We start from the raw sequence: 16,051 nt of genomic DNA on the forward strand, positions 1-16,051 counted from the left end.
GAACCGGCGGGGGCACGGAAGACGGGCGCCCCGGGGGCATCCGCGACGCGCGACGTTTGCGGCGGATCAATGCGACGAATGACTGCATCGGTCAAACCTTCCGCATGCATAGCGCGAACCTCATCCATGCAGAGCGGGCCGTGCCCCGCTACACGTCCTTTCCGACCGCCCCGCACTTCACCAGCGAGATCGGGCCGGAGCAGCACGCGCGCTGGCTCGACCAGCTTCCCGGCGACGCCACCGTTTCACTCTATCTGCACGTCCCCTTCTGCCCGGCGCTTTGCTTCTATTGCGGCTGCACCACCAAGGCGACGCGCCGGCCCGAGCCGGTGGCCGCCTATGCCGAACGGCTGGAGCGCGAGATCGACTTCGTCGCCGCCCGGATCGGCCCGCGCCGCATCACCCACATCGCCTGGGGCGGCGGCACGCCGAGCCTGCTCGGACCCGAGACGCTGAGGCGCCTCGGCGCGCGCATCGCCGACAGGCTGGACCTCGACCACCTCGCCGAATACGCCTTCGAGCTCGACCCGCGCGAGACCGACGCCGACATCGCCGACGCGCTCGCCGCCATCGGCGTCGACCGGGTCAGCCTGGGTGTCCAGGATTTCAGCGCCCACGTCCAGCGCGCCATCGGCCGGGTGCAGCCCTTCGGCACGGTCGAGCGCGCCATGAACCTGCTGCGCGAGGCCGGCATCGTCTCGATCAATCTCGACCTCATGTACGGCCTGCCCTACCAGACCGAGCGCGACATTCGCCGTACCGCGCGCCTCGCCACGCTGCTGGCGCCCGAGCGCCTCGCGCTGTTCGGCTATGCGCATGTGCCGTGGATGCGGCCGAACCAGAAGCTCATCGACGAGAAGGGGCTGCCCGGTGCGGCCGAGCGGCTGGAACAGTCGGAAGCTGCCCGCGGCGTCCTGCTCGACAATGGCTATGTCGCGATCGGCCTCGATCACTTCGCCCGGAACGACGACCCGCTGGCGCGCGCGGCGGCGACGGGGCGGCTCAAGCGCAATTTCCAAGGCTACACGGTCGATCAGGCCGACGTGCTCGTCGCCATGGGAGCCTCGGCCATCAGCCGTTTCCCGCAGGGCTACACGCAGAACGCGCCGGATGTCGCCTCCTATCTCAGAGCGATCGACGCGAACCGCTTCGCCACCGTGCGCGGCATCACCTTCACCTCCGACGACGTCACGCGCGGCGCCCTCATCGAGCGGCTGATGTGCAATCTTGAGGTCGACCTCGACCCCACCACCCTGGCCGCGGCGGCACCGCGCCTGGCCGACCTCGCCGCCGACGGGCTTCTGACCATTGACGGTCGCCGGGTCGCCATGACACCCGCCGGGCGTCCCTTCGTGCGCCTTGCCGCCGCCGCCCTCGATCACCGGCTGCAGATGCAGGCGGCGCGTCACTCGGCGGCGGTGTGACCGACGGACGATGGGCGGAGCCGGTCGCAAAAAGAAAAAGGGCGCCCGCGAGGTGGGGCGCCCAGGTGCTGGAGGGTAGGGTCGTCGCACATGAACCGGCGCTACGCTGCCGGGATGGAAATCCTGCTCAGAGCGCGCCGGCGAGGCGGCGCATGCTGCTGCGATCCTGGATGCGCACCTCGTCGGCGCGCTGCAGCACGACGAAGCCGCGCCGCTTCAGTTCGGAGAAGGCCCGGCTCACCGTCTCCAGCGTCAGGCCGAGGAAATCGGCTATTTCCTGCCGGGTCATGGACAGGTGCAGCGTGCCGCCGACCATGCTCTCGGGCATCAGGCGCAGCAGGAAGAAGGCGACGCGCTCCAGCGCCGACATGCGGCCGAGCACCAGCGCGTGGGAATGCATGACGCAGAGCTGCGCCTCGAAGCGCCGCAGCAGGCGGGCGCCGATCACCGGATCACGCTCCAGCGCGCTGCGCTCATGGGTGGTGATCGTGGCGGGCGTCAGCGTCTCGGCCGAGCAGGCATAGGCGTCGGCATGGGCGAGGCCGAACACGTCGCCGGGGCCGAGCAGTTCGACCACCTGACGGCGCCCGTCCGGCAGCAGCTTGGTCAGCATCACCGCGCCGTCGACCACTTCCATGATGCGGCGGGCGGGGTCACCCTCATGCAGCACCGTGACGTGAGCGGCGGTCCGAATGGTCGAGCAGTGCGGCTCCACGCAGCTTGGCTGGCGCGACGGGCTGCCGGTGCGTTCCTCGATGATCTGTCGCATCTGTTCGCTCCACCTTTGATCTGGCGCAACATTAGTGGTCGAAGCGGACCGGCACAGTTCGGGGGGCTGCGTAAGGGACTTTCCGGAAGCGGCGTCCGAAATCCATGCGCCGGCGAATCGGATTCCGGGCGAGCGGCGCGGTTCCGGCGGGACGGATCCCGCCGGCGGGCGGCCTCACTCGGCCGGCAGGACGCGGGTGATCGCTTCGACGTCGAGCGGCTTGCGTACCAGCCAAGTCGGCTGGAGACCGCGCAGCTGATGGTCGATGAAGCTCTGCGACTGGCCGGTGATCACCACGACGCGCGGTGGCGAGGCGAGGCTGAGCAGCCAGCGCACGAGCTGCGCGCCCGGTATGCCGGGCAGGCTGAGATCGACGATGACGGCATCCCCTCCCCCCGGCACCGGGGCCTTGAAAAGGCTTTCGGCGTCAGGGTGGGAGATCACCTTATGACCGATATTTCCGAGGATCAGAGCGAGGGAATCGCTCACCCCGGCATCGTCCTCAACCACATGAACGCGCAAAGACTCTCTCCCGGCCATTTCCTCTGAAAGTGAGAAAATGCGGCCGGATCAGCAATTCGTAGGGATGCGTAGAGCCGGTGCTTTGCGCGCCGTGCCCGCTCAGTCGCGCATGTCCTTGAGGACGATGCGCACCAGATCGGCCGCGTTCTTGGCGCCGAGCTTCTCCATGATGCGGGCGCGGTGCACCTCGATGGTGCGCGGGCTGATGCTCAGCTTGCGCCCGGCCTCCTTGTTGGAGGCGCCGGAGGCGATCTGCACCAGCACCTCGCGCTCGCGCGGCGTGAGCAGGTCGTGCCCCGGGAAATGCGCGGTCAGCAGGTCGCCCGGCTCGGCCGAGCCGCGGCGGGCATGGGCGGCGATGGCATCGCGCACCCGCTCCAGCACCGTATCGGCGTCGAACGGCTTCTCGATGAAATCGAGCGCGCCATGGCGGATGGCGTCCACCGCCATCGGAATGTCGCCCTGGCCGGAAATGACGAAGATCGGCGCCGGGTAACGGTCGGCTTCGAGTTCCTTGAGGATATCGAGGCCCGAGCGGCCCGGCATGTGCACGTCCAGCACGATGCAGGCCGGCACATGGGTGCGCGCCACCGAAAGGAAAGCCGCGCCGTCCGAGAACCCTCGCACATGGTAGCCTTCGAGGCTGAGCACCAGCGAGAGCGCGTCGCGCACCGCAGCATCGTCGTCGACGACGAAGACCTCACCCAACTGCGCCATCGACGGCTCCCTCACCCAACCTCGTCCGGTACCGACGCCGCTGGCAGGACGAGCGAGAAACACGCGCCGCTGCCATTGCCGCCCGGATCGACCACAAGATCCCCACCGTGGTTCTGGGCGATCGTCCTCGAAATCGCAAGGCCGAGCCCCATGCCGCGACGTTTTGAACTAGCGAAGGCCTCGAACAGCTTCGGCAGCGCCTCGGGCGCGATGCCGGGGCCGTTGTCCTGCACTTCGAGCACCACGCTGTCATCGGCCGCGCGCGTGCGGATATGGATCGCCGGATCGGCCGCGCCGGCGGCCGCCTCGATGGCGTTGCGCACCAGATTGACCACGATCTGCTGGATCTGCACCGGATCGACCGAGACCGGCGGCAGATTCTCGCCCTGCTTGCGATGGATGCGGATGCGGTGGCGCTGGCCGAGCAGGGTCAGGTCGATGGCCTCGTCGATCAGCGGATCGAGCTGGCGCACATGGCGCTCGGGGTCGCGCTTCTCCACGAATTGCCGCATGCGCTGGATGATGTGCCCAGCGCGCTCGGCCTCGCCCGCCGCCTTGTCGAGGATGTCGCCCACGACGCGGACGATGTCGACGCCGCGGCTATGCGCGCGCCGGATCGCCTGCAGGTAGAGCATCAGCGCGGTCAGCGGCTGGTTCAGCTCATGGGCGATGGCGGCGCCCATCTCGTCGATGGCGGAGACGCGGGCGAGATGGACCAGCTCGCTCTGCAGATCGGCGAGGCGCTGCTCGCTCTCCTTGCGCGGGCGCAGGTCGCGCAGGATGCCGATGAACTGGCGCCCGTCCGGCGTCGCCGCCTCGCCGACCGACAGTTCCAGCGGAAAGATGGTGCCGTCGGCGTGCCGTCCGCGCACCTCGCGGCCGATGCCGATGATCTTCTTCACGCCGGTGCGAATGTAGCCGCCGACATATTCGTCGTGCGCCTTCGCATATTCCGGCGGCATGACGATCTTGACGTTCTGGCCAAACGCCTCGGCGGAGGCGATGCCGAACATCTGCTCGCAGGCCTTGTTGAAGATCAGGATGCGGGCGCGCTCGTCGATCACGATAATGCCGTCGGCCGCCGTATCGAGGACCGACAGGAGCCGGGCCTCCGACACGGTCGGCAGGTCGTGCGACGCTAACGAGTCGAGGATATCACGCATGGCGACACTCTGCGTCGCCGGCCTGCCGCCCGCAAGTTACCTCCGGCGATATTTCCCTTTCGTCACCTCTGCAGCCAGCGCACGAGCCGGTCGGTCGCCTCGACGATCTGCGCCTCGCCGCGCGCGAAGCACATGCGGATGTAGTTCTCCCCGCCCGGCCCGAAGGCGGTGCCCGGCGCGAGGCCGATGCCGGCTTCGTCGACCAGCCTGAGCGCCAGGGCGCGCGTGTCGCTCGCGCCCTCGACGCCGAAGAACATGTAGAAGGCGCCGGGCGGCGGAGCGAAGCGCACGCGGTTGGAGGAGGCCAGCCCCTGCGCGACGACGTCGCGCCCGCGCCGTGCCCGCTCGATCTGGTGGGCGACGAAGCTCTCGCCGCGCTCCAGCGCCGCGATGCCGGCGCGCTGCATGAAGGCGGCGACGCCGGAGGTCGAGTACTGGATCAGGTTCTCCAGCACCGGCCCGAGCGAGGGGTGCGCCTCGATCCAGCCCAGCCGCCAGCCGGTCATCGCCCAGTTCTTGGAGAAGGTCTGCACGAACAGGATGCGGTCGTCCGGCTCCATGACCGCGTGGAAGGACGGCGCCACGCCGCCCTCGCCGGCCTCATAGAAGAAGCGGCCGTAAATCTCGTCGGCGACGATCCACAGGCCATGCCGGCGGGCGATGTCGAGCACGCCGCGCAGCGTGTCGAGCGAAGCGACGAAGCCGGTCGGGTTGGCCGGCGAATTGATGAAGATCACCCGCGTGCGCGGCGTGACCGCGCTTTCCAGCCGGTCGAGATCGAGCCAGAAGCCGCGCGTCTCGTCGAAGGAGAACGGCACGAAGACCGGGCGCGCGCCGATCACCTCGGCCGCGGCCGCCGCGTTCGGCCAAGAGGGCGAGGGAATGAGGATTTCTTCCCCGGCGGACAGGGTCAGGGCCAGTGCGATCTGGATCGACTGCATGCCCGAGCCGGTGACGAAATAGCGCTCGGGATCGTCCGCCACGCCGTAGAGCCGGCTCATGTAGCGGGCGATGGCGGCGCGCAGCTCGGGAATGCCGCGCTGCCAGGTGTAGAAGGTCTCGCCGGCCGCCAGCGAGCGCGTCGCCGCCTCGCTGATGAAGGCGGGTGTGGGCAGGTCGCCCTCGCCGGCCCAGAGCGGGATCAGCCCCTCATGATTGCGGCCGTAGTTCATCACCTCGACGATGCCGCTCTCGGGGAGCGAGAGCGCCTGCGGGCGGATATGGTCGAGCAGCGAGGGGGGCGTGGAGAACGAGGCGACGTCGGCGGACATGGAAGAACCTGTGAAGGAGGCGCGGGCCGCCAGCTTACAACCAGCGGGCGGTCGGCAATCATCAAAAGACGTGACCCGGAAATGAGCGGAAGCGATGGATCCGGGCCGGCTGCGGCTCAGTTGCCCTCTTCGGCCAGACGCAGCAGATAGCCGCCATAGTGCGACTTCCTCTGCGCCTCCGCGAGCGTGCGCAGCTGCGCGGCGTCGATGAAGCCGGAGCGGAAGGCGATCTCCTCCGGCGAGGCGATGCGCAATCCCTGGCGGCTTTCAAGGATCTGCACGAACTGGCCCGCTTCCAGCAGCGAATCCGGCGTGCCGGTGTCGAGCCAGGCGAAGCCGCGCCCCATCATCAGCACGTCGAGCTCGCCCCACTCCATATAGGCGCGGTTGACGTCGGTGATCTCGATCTCGCCGCGTGCCGAGGGCTTCAGATTGGCGGCGATGTCCACCACGCGGTTGTCGTAGAAATACAGCCCGGTGACGGCGAGGTTGGATTTCGGCACCGCCGGCTTCTCCTCGATGGAAAGCACCTTGCCGCCCGGCCCCATCTCGACCACGCCGTAGCGTTCCGGATCCTTGACCGGATAGCCGAACACGGCGGCGCCCTTCTCGCGCGCCGAGGCCTTGGCCAGCAGTTCGGGCAGGCCATGGCCGAAGAACAGGTTGTCGCCCAGCACCAGCGCCACGCGCTCGTCGCCGATGAAGTCACGCCCGACGATGAAGGCGTCCGCCAGCCCGCGCGGGCTGTCCTGCACGGCGTAGCTCAGCGAGAGGCCGAACTGCGAGCCGTCGCCGAGCAGCTTCTCGAACAGCGCGCCGTCATGCGGGGTGGTGATGACCAGAATGTCCCGGATCCCCGCCATCATCAGCGTGGAGAGCGGATAGTAGATCATCGGCTTGTCGTAGACCGGCAGGAGCTGCTTCGACACGACGAGCGTGATCGGGTGCAGCCGGGTGCCGGAGCCGCCGGCGAGGATGATGCCCTTCATGTCGGTTCTCGGTCCGTGTCCGTTCAAGTCTGGGTCGCCGCCGAGGCGAGAAGCTGGTCCACGACCTCGTCGACCCGCTGCGGCCACGGCGCGGCGCGAAAGCCGGTCGCCTGCGCGAAGCGGTCGCTCGATAGCTGCGAATTGGCGGGGCGGCGCGCCGGCGTGGGGTAGTCGGCGGTGGTGATCGGTACGACGTCGGGGTGCCGGCCGGTATGGGTGGCGGCGCGGGCCACGATGGCGCGGGCGAAATCGAACCAGGTCGTCACCCCGGTGCCGGCGAGGTGATACGTGCCGGGCTCCATCGCCCCGGCCTGCAGTGCCGCCGCGGCGGTCAGCAGCCCCTCGGCGATGTCCGCGGTGGCGGTGGGGCAGCCGACCTGGTCGGCGACGATGGTCAGCCGGTCGCGCTCGGCGGCGAGCCGCAGAATGGTCTTGAGAAAGTTCGCGCCATGCACGCCATAGACCCACGAGGTGCGCACGATGAGATGCTGCGCCAGCCCCTCGCGCACCGCCCGCTCGCCCGCCTCCTTGGAGGCGCCATAGACGCCAAGCGGGGCGACCGGGTCGCTCTCCACATAGGCGCCGCTCTTGCTGCCGTCGAAGACGTAGTCGGTCGAGAGGTGGATCAGCGCCGCGTCATGCGCCGCGCAGGCCTGCGCGATCAGCCCCGGGGCCGTCGCGTTGATGAGCTGCGCCCGCTCCGGCTCGCTTTCCGCCCGGTCGACGGCGGTATAGGCGGCCGCGTTGATCACCACGTCCGGCCGGTAGGTCGCGAGCGCCCGCTCGAGCGCCCCGGCATCGGTAATGTCGAGCCCGGCATGGTCGAGCGCCGCGAAGGCATCGACGCGGCCGGGCGCGCAGGCGGCGATCTCGCGGCCGACCTGCCCGCCGGCGCCCAGCAGCAGCAGCCGCGTCATGGGACGAGCCCGATGCGCTGGCGGTCGTAGCGCGCCTTCAGCGGCCCCCACCAGGAGGGGTTGTCGAGATACCAGCGCACCGTCTTCTCGATGCCGCTCTCGAAGCTCTCCGCCGGCACCCAACCAAGTTCACGCTGAAGCTTGGTGGCGTCGATGGCGTAGCGTGCGTCGTGGCCGGGGCGGTCGGTGACGAAGGCGATCAGCTTCTCGCGCGGTCCGATGCGCGCATCGGGCACCACCTTGTCCATGATGGCGCAGATGGTACGCACCACGTCGATGTTCCGCCGCTCATTGTTGCCGCCGACATTGTAGCTCTCGCCCGGCCGCCCGCGCGTGGCGATCAGCTCCAGCGCGCTCGCGTGGTCGTCGACATAGAGCCAGTCGCGCACATTCTCGCCCCTGCCGTAGACCGGCAGCGGTGCGCCCTCCAGCGCGTTGAGGATGGTGAGCGGGATCAGCTTCTCGGGGAAATGGTACGGCCCGTAATTGTTCGAGCAGTTCGACATCACCACCGGCAGGCCATAGGTGTGGAACCACGCCCGAACCAGATGGTCGGACGAGGCCTTGGAGGCCGAATAGGGCGAGTTCGGCTGATAGGGCGTGTCCTCGCGGAACAGACCCTCCGCGCCGAGCGTGCCATAGACCTCGTCGGTGGAGATGTGGTGGAAGCGGAAGCGCGCGCGCGCCGCGCCATCGAGCGAGCGCCAGTAGGCGAGCGCCTCCTCCAGCAGGGTGTAGGTGCCGAGGATGTTGGTGCGGATGAAGTCGCCGGGGCCGTCGATCGAGCGGTCGACATGCGACTCGGCCGCCAGATGCATCACCAGGTCGGGGCGAAACTCCGCCAGCGCGGTGCGAAAGGCGCCGCCGTCGCAGATGTCGGCCTGCAGGAAGCTGTGGCCGGGCAGGTTGTGCACCTCGCCGAGCGAGGCGAGGTTCCCGGCATAGGTGAGCTTGTCATAGGTCAGCACCTGCCGGCCCTGCCGCACCAGCCGGCGCACCACCGCCGAGCCGATGAAGCCGGCGCCGCCGGTGACGAGAACCCGCTGGGCGATGCTGGTCATGCCTCACGCCTCCCCTGTCTCGGCGCCGCCATGGACGAAGGGCGTCGCATAGTCGCGCAGAAGCGGCGTCCGTCGGTCCTTCTCGGACAGGACCGCCTTGCCGGCCTCGACCGGCCAGTCGATGGCGAGATCGGGGTCGTCCCAGCGTATGCCGGCGTCATGCGGCGGCGAATAGGGCGCGTCGACCTTGTAGGCGACGATGGTGTCCGGCTCCAGCGTGCAGAAGCCATGCGCGAAACCGTGCGGCACCAGAAGCTGCTCGCCCTTGGCGGCGGTCAGCGTCGCCGCCACCCATGTGCCGAAGGTCGGCGAACCCCGGCGGATATCGACCGCCACGTCGAAGATCGACCCGCGCACCGCGCGCACCAGCTTGGCCTGCGCCTGCGGTGGGGTCTGGAAGTGCAGCCCGCGCACCACGCCGGTCTCGCGCGAGAGCGACTCGTTGTCCTGCACGAAGACGATGTCGAGGCCGAAGGCGTCGAATTCCGGCTTCTTGTAGGTCTCGCAGAAATAGCCCCGCTCGTCACCGCGCCGCACCGGCTGGACAAGGATGACGTCGGGAATGGCGAGGCGGGTGAAGGAGGTCATGTCGCTATGCGCCCGGCTGGAACTGCGCGCTTCTAGCCGTTCCTGCGCACCAGTCCCAGCCCCCTCTCGGCCGCCGATGTGCCGAGATGGGCATCGTCAGGCCTTTTTCGCCAGTATGTCGCGGATCTCGGTCAGCAGCACCTCTTCCTTGGTCGGCGCGGCGGGTGGCGCCGGCTCGTTGGCCGCGTTGCGGCGCAGCCGGTTGATGCCCTTGACGACCAGGAACAGGATCCAGGCGATGATGATGAAATTGATGACGATGGTGAGGAAGTTGCCATAGGCGAGCACCGCGCCCTGCTCGCGCGCGGCGGCGAGGCTATTGGCCGTGACGTTCGCCGACAGGCCGACGAAATAGTTCGAGAAGTCGAGCCCGCCGAGGACAGCGCCGACCATCGGCATGAACAGGTCGGAGACGATCGATTCGACGATTCGGCCGAAGGCCGCGCCGATAATGACGCCGATGGCGAGATCGACCACATTGCCCTTCACCGCGAATTCGCGGAATTCCTTCAACACCTTGCTCATGGCAACCCCTGCTCACCTATGCCCGTCCGGTCACTGTGATACGCCGGGCGCGGATCGGCAACCCTGGCCCCCGCCGCCGGCACCGCTACCCCGCCGTAGCGGCGCTTGCCGATCCGCGCCGGCGCGGCGCATAAAGGGCCACTCCCTAGGCTGCCCGGAGAGCTCATGCTTCAGGCATGGACCATCATCTTCGTCGCACTCGTCTATATCGGCTTCCTCTTCGCCGTGGCGAGCTTCGGCGACCGGCGCGCGCCACGCGGGAAACGCCAGGGGCGGCCCTATATCTATTCGCTGTCGCTGGCGGTCTACTGCACTTCCTGGACCTTCTTCGGCTCGGTCGGCCTCGCCACCACGCAGGGCGTCAACTTCCTCACCATCTATATCGGGCCGATCCTGATCTTCGCGCTCGGCACGCCGTTCCTGCTGCGGATCGTGCGGATCGCCAAGGCGCAGAACATCACCTCGATCGCCGATTTCGTCGCCGCCCGCTATGGCAAGAGCCAGGGGGTGGCGGCACTTGTGGCGGTCGTGGCGATCGTGGGCTCGCTGCCCTACATCGCGCTGCAGCTCAAGGCGGTGTCGGCCGCGCTGCTGGCCATGCTGGGCGACTTCGAGGGCCTCGGCCTGCCCTATCCGGTGGTCGGCGACCTCGCCCTCACCATCGCCGTGGCGATGGCGGTGTTCGCCGTGCTGTTCGGCACCCGCCACATCGACGCCACCGAGCATCAGGAAGGCATGATGCTGGCGGTGGCGACGGAATCCATCGTCAAGCTGGTCAGCTTCCTCGCGGTCGGCCTGTTCGTCGTCTTCGGCATGTTCTCGGGGCCGTTCGACCTGTTCGAGAAGGCCGCCGCAAAGGGCGTCCTGCCGGTGCTGACCGAGGGGTTCTCGCTGGGAAGCTGGGGCGCCATGACGCTGCTCTCGGCGATGGCCATCCTGCTGCTGCCGCGCCAGTTCCATGTCGCCGTGGTCGAGAACACCTCGGAGAACGAGATCCGCACCGCGCGGTGGCTGTTCCCGCTCTATCTCGTGCTGATCAACCTCTTCGTCATCCCCATCGCCGTCGCCGGCCTGGTCGCCTTCCCGCCCGGCTTCATCGACGGCGACATGTATGTCGTCACCCTGCCGCTGTCGGTCGGCGCGCACGTCATGGCGCTCGTCGCCTTCGTCGGCGGGCTGTCGGCCGCCACCGCCATGGTGATCGTCGAGACGGTGGCGCTGGCGGTCATGGTGTCGAACGACATCTTCATGCCCCTGATGGTGCGCGGGCGGCGGATGCGCGAGAGCGAGGAGGCCAGCCGCACCGGCGCGCCGCCCGACCATGTCGACATGGGCCACCGCCTGCTCACGGTGCGCCGCATCGCCATCTTCGCCATCCTGCTGGCGGCCTATCTCTACTACCGCGTCACCGGCGAGGCGCAGCTGGCGCAGATCGGCCTGTTGTCCTTCGCCGCCGTCGCCCAGTTCGGCCCGGCGCTGCTGGTCGGCCTCGTCTGGCGGCGCGGCACGGCGGCCGGCGCGCTGGCCGGCATCGCCGCCGGCATCGCCCTGTGGGCCTATACGCTGCTGCTGCCCAACCTCGTCGATGCCGGGCTGTTCACCCCCGCCCTGATCGAACAGGGCCCCTTCGGCCTCGCCGCGCTGCGCCCGCAGGCGCTGCTCGGCGTGCAGGCGAGCCCGCTGGTGCACGGCGTGCTGTGGAGCCTCACGGTCAATGTGCTGGCCTTCTTCGCCGTCTCGCTGATGCGCCGGCCGACGCCGATCGAGCGCCTGCAGGCCAGCGTCTTCGTGCAGAGCGAGCACGCGCCCTCGGCGCCGAGCTTCCGGCTGTGGCGCTCGCCGGTCACGGTGGGCGAACTGCTCGCCACCGTCTCGCGCTATCTCGGCGAGGATCGCACCCGCGCCTCCTTCGAGAGCGTCTCGGCGATGCGCGGCGTCTCGCTGGAGCCGGGCCGCGAGGCCGATTTCCAGCTGATCCGCTATGCCGAGCACCTGTTAGCTTCCGCCATCGGCGCCGCCTCCTCGCGCCTGGTGCTGTCGCTGATGCTGAGGAAGCGCACCGTCTCGACCAAGGCGGCGCTCAAGCTGCTCGACGACGCCTCCGCCGCCATCCAGTACAATCGCGAGATCCTGCAGACCGCGCTCGACCATGTGCGCCAGGGCATCGCGGTGTTCGACCGCGACCTCAGGCTCGTCACCTGGAACCGGCAGTTCGGCGAGATGCTGGACCTGCCGCCGGAAATCCTGCGCATCGGCGTCGGCATCGACCAGATCATTCGCTTCAACGCCACCAGCGGCCAATTCGGCCCGGGCCCGGTCGAGGAAACCGTGCGCGACCGGCTGAGCCGCTACGCCCGCCGCAACGTGGTGTTCCAGGAACGCCTCGCCCCGCGCGGCGTGGTCATGGAGGTGCGCGTCAACACCATGCCGGACGGCGGCGTCGTGGTGACATTCACCGACATCACCCCGACGGTGGAGGCCGCCGAGGCGCTGGAGCGCGCCAACGAGACGCTGGAACGGCGCGTGCGCGAGCGCACCAAGGCACTGGAAAACCTCAACGCCCAGCTCGCCCTGGCGAAATCCGAGGCCGACGAGGCCAACATCTCCAAGACCCGCTTCCTCGCCGCCGCCAGCCACGACATCCTGCAGCCGCTCAACGCCGCCCGTCTCTATGCCACCAGCCTCGTCGAGCGCGCCGACGGCCGGGAGGAGGCGCGGCTCGCCCACAATGTCGACGCCTCGCTGGAGGCGGTGGAGGAGATCCTTGGCGCGCTGCTCGACATTTCCCGGCTCGACGCCGGGGCGTTCAAGCCCGACCTCGCGCCGTTCCGGCTGGACGAGATCTTCCGCCAGCTCGAACTCGAATTCGCCCCCATGGCGAAGGAGAAGGGCCTGCGCCTCATCTTCGTGCCGAGCGCGGCGGCAGTGCGCTCGGACCGCCGGCTGCTGCGCCGCCTGCTGCAGAACCTCGTCTCCAACGCCATCAAATACACCCCGAAGGGCCGCGTGCTGATCGGCGTGCGGCACCGGCGCGGCAAGCTGCGCGTCCAGGTGCTCGACACCGGCGTCGGCGTGCCGACCAGCAAGCAGAAGCTCATCTTCAAGGAGTTCCAGCGGCTCGACGAAGGTGCCAAGGCCGCGCGGGGGCTGGGACTGGGCCTGTCCATCGTCGAGCGCATCGCCCGCGTGCTCGACCATTCCATCCTTCTGTCGTCCATTCCCGGCAAGGGCAGCGTGTTCACGATCGAGATGGCTGCGGCCCCGCCCATGCCCGCGCGCGAGCAGCCCTCGCCGCGCGCCTCGGTGCCGTTGGCGACGCTGCAGGGCCTGAGCGTGCTGTGCATCGACAACGACCCGGCCATCCTCGACGGCATGGAGACGCTGCTCAGCGGCTGGGGCTGCGAGGTGCTCAAGGCGCCCGGCGTCGACGAGGCGCTCGCCATGCTGCGCGAGCGGCGGACCCCGCCCCATGTGCTGCTGGTCGACTACCATCTCGACAAGGGCGACGGCATCGACGCGGCCAAGCAGCTGCGCTGGAAGCTCGGCCAGTCGCTGCCGGCCGTGCTGATCACCGCCGACCGCTCGAAGCGGGTGCGCGACGGCGCCCGCGCCACCGACATGGAAGTGCTGAACAAGCCGGTGCGCCCGGCCGCGCTGCGGGCCCTGCTGGCCCAGTGCCGCGCCAGCCGCGCGGCGGCGGAGTGAGAGGCCTGCGCGCTCAGCCCACCGACTGCGCCCAGGTGCCGCCCTCGATCTTCGAGGCGGCGATCACCGCCTGGGTGCGGCTCTCGACCCCGAGCTTCTGCAGGATGGCCGAGACATGCGCCTTCACCGTCGCCTCGGAGACGCCGAGCTCATAGGCGATCTGCTTGTTGAGAAGCCCTTCCGACAGCATCATCAGCACCCGCACCTGCTGCGGCGTCAGCGTGGCGAGGCGGGCGACGAGGGCCTGCGTCTCCTTGTCGGAGCCGCCGGAGAGGTCGACATCGGGCGGGATCCAGGTGCGGCCCTCCAGCACGGCGGCGATCGCCTCGCGCATGGTCTCGACCGCGCTGGTCTTCGGGATGAAGCCGGAAGCGCCGAATTCCATACAGTTGCGGATGACGCCGGCCTCCTCATTGGCCGAGACCACCACCACCGGAATGCCGGGATATTGCGCGCGTAAGTACATCAGCCCGGAAAAGCCCCGTACCCCGGGCATGGTGAGATCGAGCAGGATGAGGTCGAGATCGCTCTGGCGCTCCAGAAACGCCTGAAGCTCCTCGAAACCGCCGGCCTCGAACAGCTCCGCGGCGGGAAACTGACGGGACACCGCTTCGCGCAGCGCGCCCCGGAACAGCGGGTGATCGTCCGCGATCACCAGCCGGAAACTCGTCGTCGTGTCCACGCGCAGCGGCCCTCTCCACCCACGCGGGCATGCGCTCTCCACAGGCCCGCGCCGCGATCATGGTGCGATGGAACCGCTGCCGCAAGCGGCGTTTCCGGCCAGGCCGGCGGCGAGCCCATCACAAGTCTCGCAACGACCTTTAGTGGGCCGCGCCGACAAACGCTACAACCAATTCGCGACGATGCGGCCGCGCCCGGTGCTCGACCAGATAGATTCCCTGCCAGGTGCCGAGCGCCATGCGCCCGTCGCTCACCGGCACGGCGAGGCTGATTCCGGTAAGGACCGCCTTGATGTGGGCGGGCATGTCGTCCGGCCCCTCGAGGTCGTGCACCCAGCCGGCGCCTTCGGGGGCCAGCCGCTGCAGCGCCGTGAGCAGGTCGACCCGCACGTCCGGATCGGCATTCTCCTGGATGGTGAGCGAGGCCGAGGTGTGCCGGCAGAACACCGACACCTCGCCCTCGCCCGCCCCGACGCTGTCGAGGAAGGCCGCCACCGCGCGGGTGATCTCGACGAATCCGCGGCCCTCGGTGTCGATCGAGAGCCGGGTCGAAAAACGCCGCGTCACCGCGCTTTCGCGCACCTCGCCTTGCCGGATCCGCGCCATCGGCATGCCTCCTATTTCCCGGCCGGCGCTGGACGAACGAAGCCGGCTGGGTTTGGATAGAACGGAACAACCCCTGATGACAGGTGCTTCCCCCACGCCATTTCCGGAGCGTCCCTTCCTCATGACCGTCGCGCTTCCCGAAACGTCCATGCCCGCCGCCGAACCGCTCGTCGTCGATCCCGCCCTGTTCGACCCCGCCTCCATCGCCCCCGACACGCGGGCGGTGAATGCCGGCATCGTCAAGGCGCTCGGCGCGATCCCGGACCGCTGGGTGTTTCCCATGGCGGTGCTGCGCAAGCTGCGCCTGGAAGGCAAGGGCCCGTTCCCGCTGGCGCCGGAGAGCCCCTATGCGCAGGTGATCGAGATCGACGGGCCGCACGGACCGGTGCCGCTGCGCATCCTCACCCCGCCCGAGCCGGCGCGCGGCGTCTATCTGCACATTCACGGCGGCGGCTGGTGCCTCGGCTCGGCGCGCGAGAATGACGGGCTCAACCACCGCTTCGTCGAGGCGACCTCCTTCGCCGTGGTCTCGGTCGACTACCGGCTCGCGCCGGAGCGGCCCTATCCCGCCGCCCCGGACGATTGCGAGGCGGCGGCGCTGTGGCTGCTGCGCGAGGGGCCGGCGCGCTTCGGCACCGACCGCTTCGCCATAGGCGGCGAATCGGCCGGCGGCACCCTCTCGGTCGCCACCCTGCTGCGGCTGCGCGACAAGCACGGGCTGAGCCCGTTCCGTGCCGCCAACCTCACCGCCGGCTGCTACGATCTCGGCCTCACGCCCAGCGCGCGGCAATGGGGCGACGAGCCGCTGGTGCTCAACACGCGCGACATCAACGTCTTCGTCGGCCACTATCTGCGCGAGGGCGGCGACCTGGCGACGCCGGACGTCTCGCCGCTGCACGCCGACCTCAAGGGCCTGCCGCCGGCGCTGTTCACCATCGGCACGCGCGACGCATTGCTGGACGACACGCTGTTCATGGCGCCGCGCTGGCTGGCCGCCGGCAATGGCGCGCAGCTCGCCGTCTATCCCGGCGGCTGCCATGTCTTCATCGGCTTTCCCGGCAGCCTGACCGACCAGGCGTTGGCGCGCAGCCACGCCTTCATCCGCGCCTGCTGA

15 protein-coding genes are annotated in these 16,051 nt (G+C 69.1%); 3 read left to right on the plus strand and 12 right to left on the minus strand.

The annotated features are described in order from the left end of the window. The first annotated feature begins 104 nt into the window (after positions 1–104). The gene (gene hemN / locus AC1PZ7_RS00215) at positions 105–1,424 is read left to right on the plus strand and encodes an oxygen-independent coproporphyrinogen III oxidase (protein ID WP_482357510.1); all 1,320 of its coding nucleotides are present in this window, start codon (positions 105–107) and stop codon (positions 1,422–1,424) included. A 127-nt stretch (positions 1,425–1,551) separates the two neighbouring features. On the opposite strand, the gene AC1PZ7_RS00220 is transcribed toward hemN, so the two are convergent. From AC1PZ7_RS00220 to mscL, 10 genes are all read right to left on the minus strand, one after another. Then, positions 1,552–2,193: a helix-turn-helix domain-containing protein gene (locus tag AC1PZ7_RS00220; protein ID WP_482357511.1), complete on the minus strand. Its 642-nt coding sequence runs from the start codon at positions 2,191–2,193 to the stop codon at positions 1,552–1,554. A gap of 174 nt (positions 2,194–2,367) precedes the next feature. After that, positions 2,368–2,682 (minus strand): response regulator, encoded by a 315-nt coding sequence (locus AC1PZ7_RS00225; RefSeq protein WP_482357512.1) that lies wholly within the window; start codon positions 2,680–2,682, stop codon positions 2,368–2,370. 132 nt (positions 2,683–2,814) lie between these two features. Then, positions 2,815–3,432 (minus strand): response regulator transcription factor, encoded by a 618-nt coding sequence (locus AC1PZ7_RS00230; protein WP_482357513.1) that lies wholly within the window; start codon positions 3,430–3,432, stop codon positions 2,815–2,817. An 11-nt stretch (positions 3,433–3,443) separates the two neighbouring features. Next, positions 3,444–4,595, minus strand: coding sequence for a PAS domain-containing sensor histidine kinase (locus tag AC1PZ7_RS00235; protein ID WP_482357514.1), 1,152 nt, complete (start codon positions 4,593–4,595; stop codon positions 3,444–3,446). Between the two features lie 62 nt (positions 4,596–4,657). Further along, the gene (locus AC1PZ7_RS00240; protein WP_482357515.1) at positions 4,658–5,866 is read right to left on the minus strand and encodes a pyridoxal phosphate-dependent aminotransferase; all 1,209 of its coding nucleotides are present in this window, start codon (positions 5,864–5,866) and stop codon (positions 4,658–4,660) included. Between the two features lie 116 nt (positions 5,867–5,982). Further along, the gene (gene rfbA / locus AC1PZ7_RS00245) at positions 5,983–6,855 is read right to left on the minus strand and encodes a glucose-1-phosphate thymidylyltransferase RfbA (RefSeq protein ID WP_482357516.1); all 873 of its coding nucleotides are present in this window, start codon (positions 6,853–6,855) and stop codon (positions 5,983–5,985) included. A 23-nt stretch (positions 6,856–6,878) separates the two neighbouring features. After that, positions 6,879–7,772, minus strand: a complete 894-nt coding sequence (rfbD, locus tag AC1PZ7_RS00250) for a dTDP-4-dehydrorhamnose reductase (protein ID WP_482357517.1) — start codon at positions 7,770–7,772, stop codon at positions 6,879–6,881. Continuing rightward, complete coding sequence (gene rfbB / locus AC1PZ7_RS00255) at positions 7,769–8,833, minus strand: dTDP-glucose 4,6-dehydratase (protein ID WP_482357518.1); 1,065 nt, start codon at positions 8,831–8,833, stop codon at positions 7,769–7,771. Before rfbB ends, rfbD begins: the two co-directional genes overlap by 4 nt. 3 nt (positions 8,834–8,836) lie before the next feature. Beyond that, positions 8,837–9,421: a dTDP-4-dehydrorhamnose 3,5-epimerase gene (gene rfbC, locus AC1PZ7_RS00260; RefSeq protein WP_482357519.1), complete on the minus strand. Its 585-nt coding sequence runs from the start codon at positions 9,419–9,421 to the stop codon at positions 8,837–8,839. Between the two features lie 96 nt (positions 9,422–9,517). Beyond that, entirely contained in the window at positions 9,518–9,937 is a 420-nt protein-coding gene (gene mscL / locus AC1PZ7_RS00265) for a large conductance mechanosensitive channel protein MscL (RefSeq protein ID WP_482359532.1), read from the minus strand. Positions 9,938–10,111: 174 nt separating this feature from the next. On the opposite strand from mscL, the gene AC1PZ7_RS00270 reads away from it, so the two are divergent. After that, positions 10,112–13,651 (plus strand): PAS domain-containing hybrid sensor histidine kinase/response regulator, encoded by a 3,540-nt coding sequence (locus tag AC1PZ7_RS00270; protein WP_482357520.1) that lies wholly within the window; start codon positions 10,112–10,114, stop codon positions 13,649–13,651. Between the two features lie 13 nt (positions 13,652–13,664). Here AC1PZ7_RS00270 and AC1PZ7_RS00275 read toward each other — a convergent pair whose 3' ends face one another. After that, positions 13,665–14,333 (minus strand): response regulator transcription factor, encoded by a 669-nt coding sequence (locus AC1PZ7_RS00275; protein WP_482357521.1) that lies wholly within the window; start codon positions 14,331–14,333, stop codon positions 13,665–13,667. A 139-nt stretch (positions 14,334–14,472) separates the two neighbouring features. Further along, the gene (locus AC1PZ7_RS00280) at positions 14,473–14,937 is read right to left on the minus strand and encodes a secondary thiamine-phosphate synthase enzyme YjbQ (protein ID WP_482357522.1); all 465 of its coding nucleotides are present in this window, start codon (positions 14,935–14,937) and stop codon (positions 14,473–14,475) included. 121 nt (positions 14,938–15,058) lie between these two features. Between AC1PZ7_RS00280 and AC1PZ7_RS00285 the strand changes: the two genes are divergently transcribed. Further along, positions 15,059–16,051, plus strand: coding sequence for an alpha/beta hydrolase (locus AC1PZ7_RS00285; RefSeq protein ID WP_482357523.1), 993 nt, complete (start codon positions 15,059–15,061; stop codon positions 16,049–16,051).

This window comes from Ancylobacter sp. TW_SC_1, assembly GCF_056836805.1.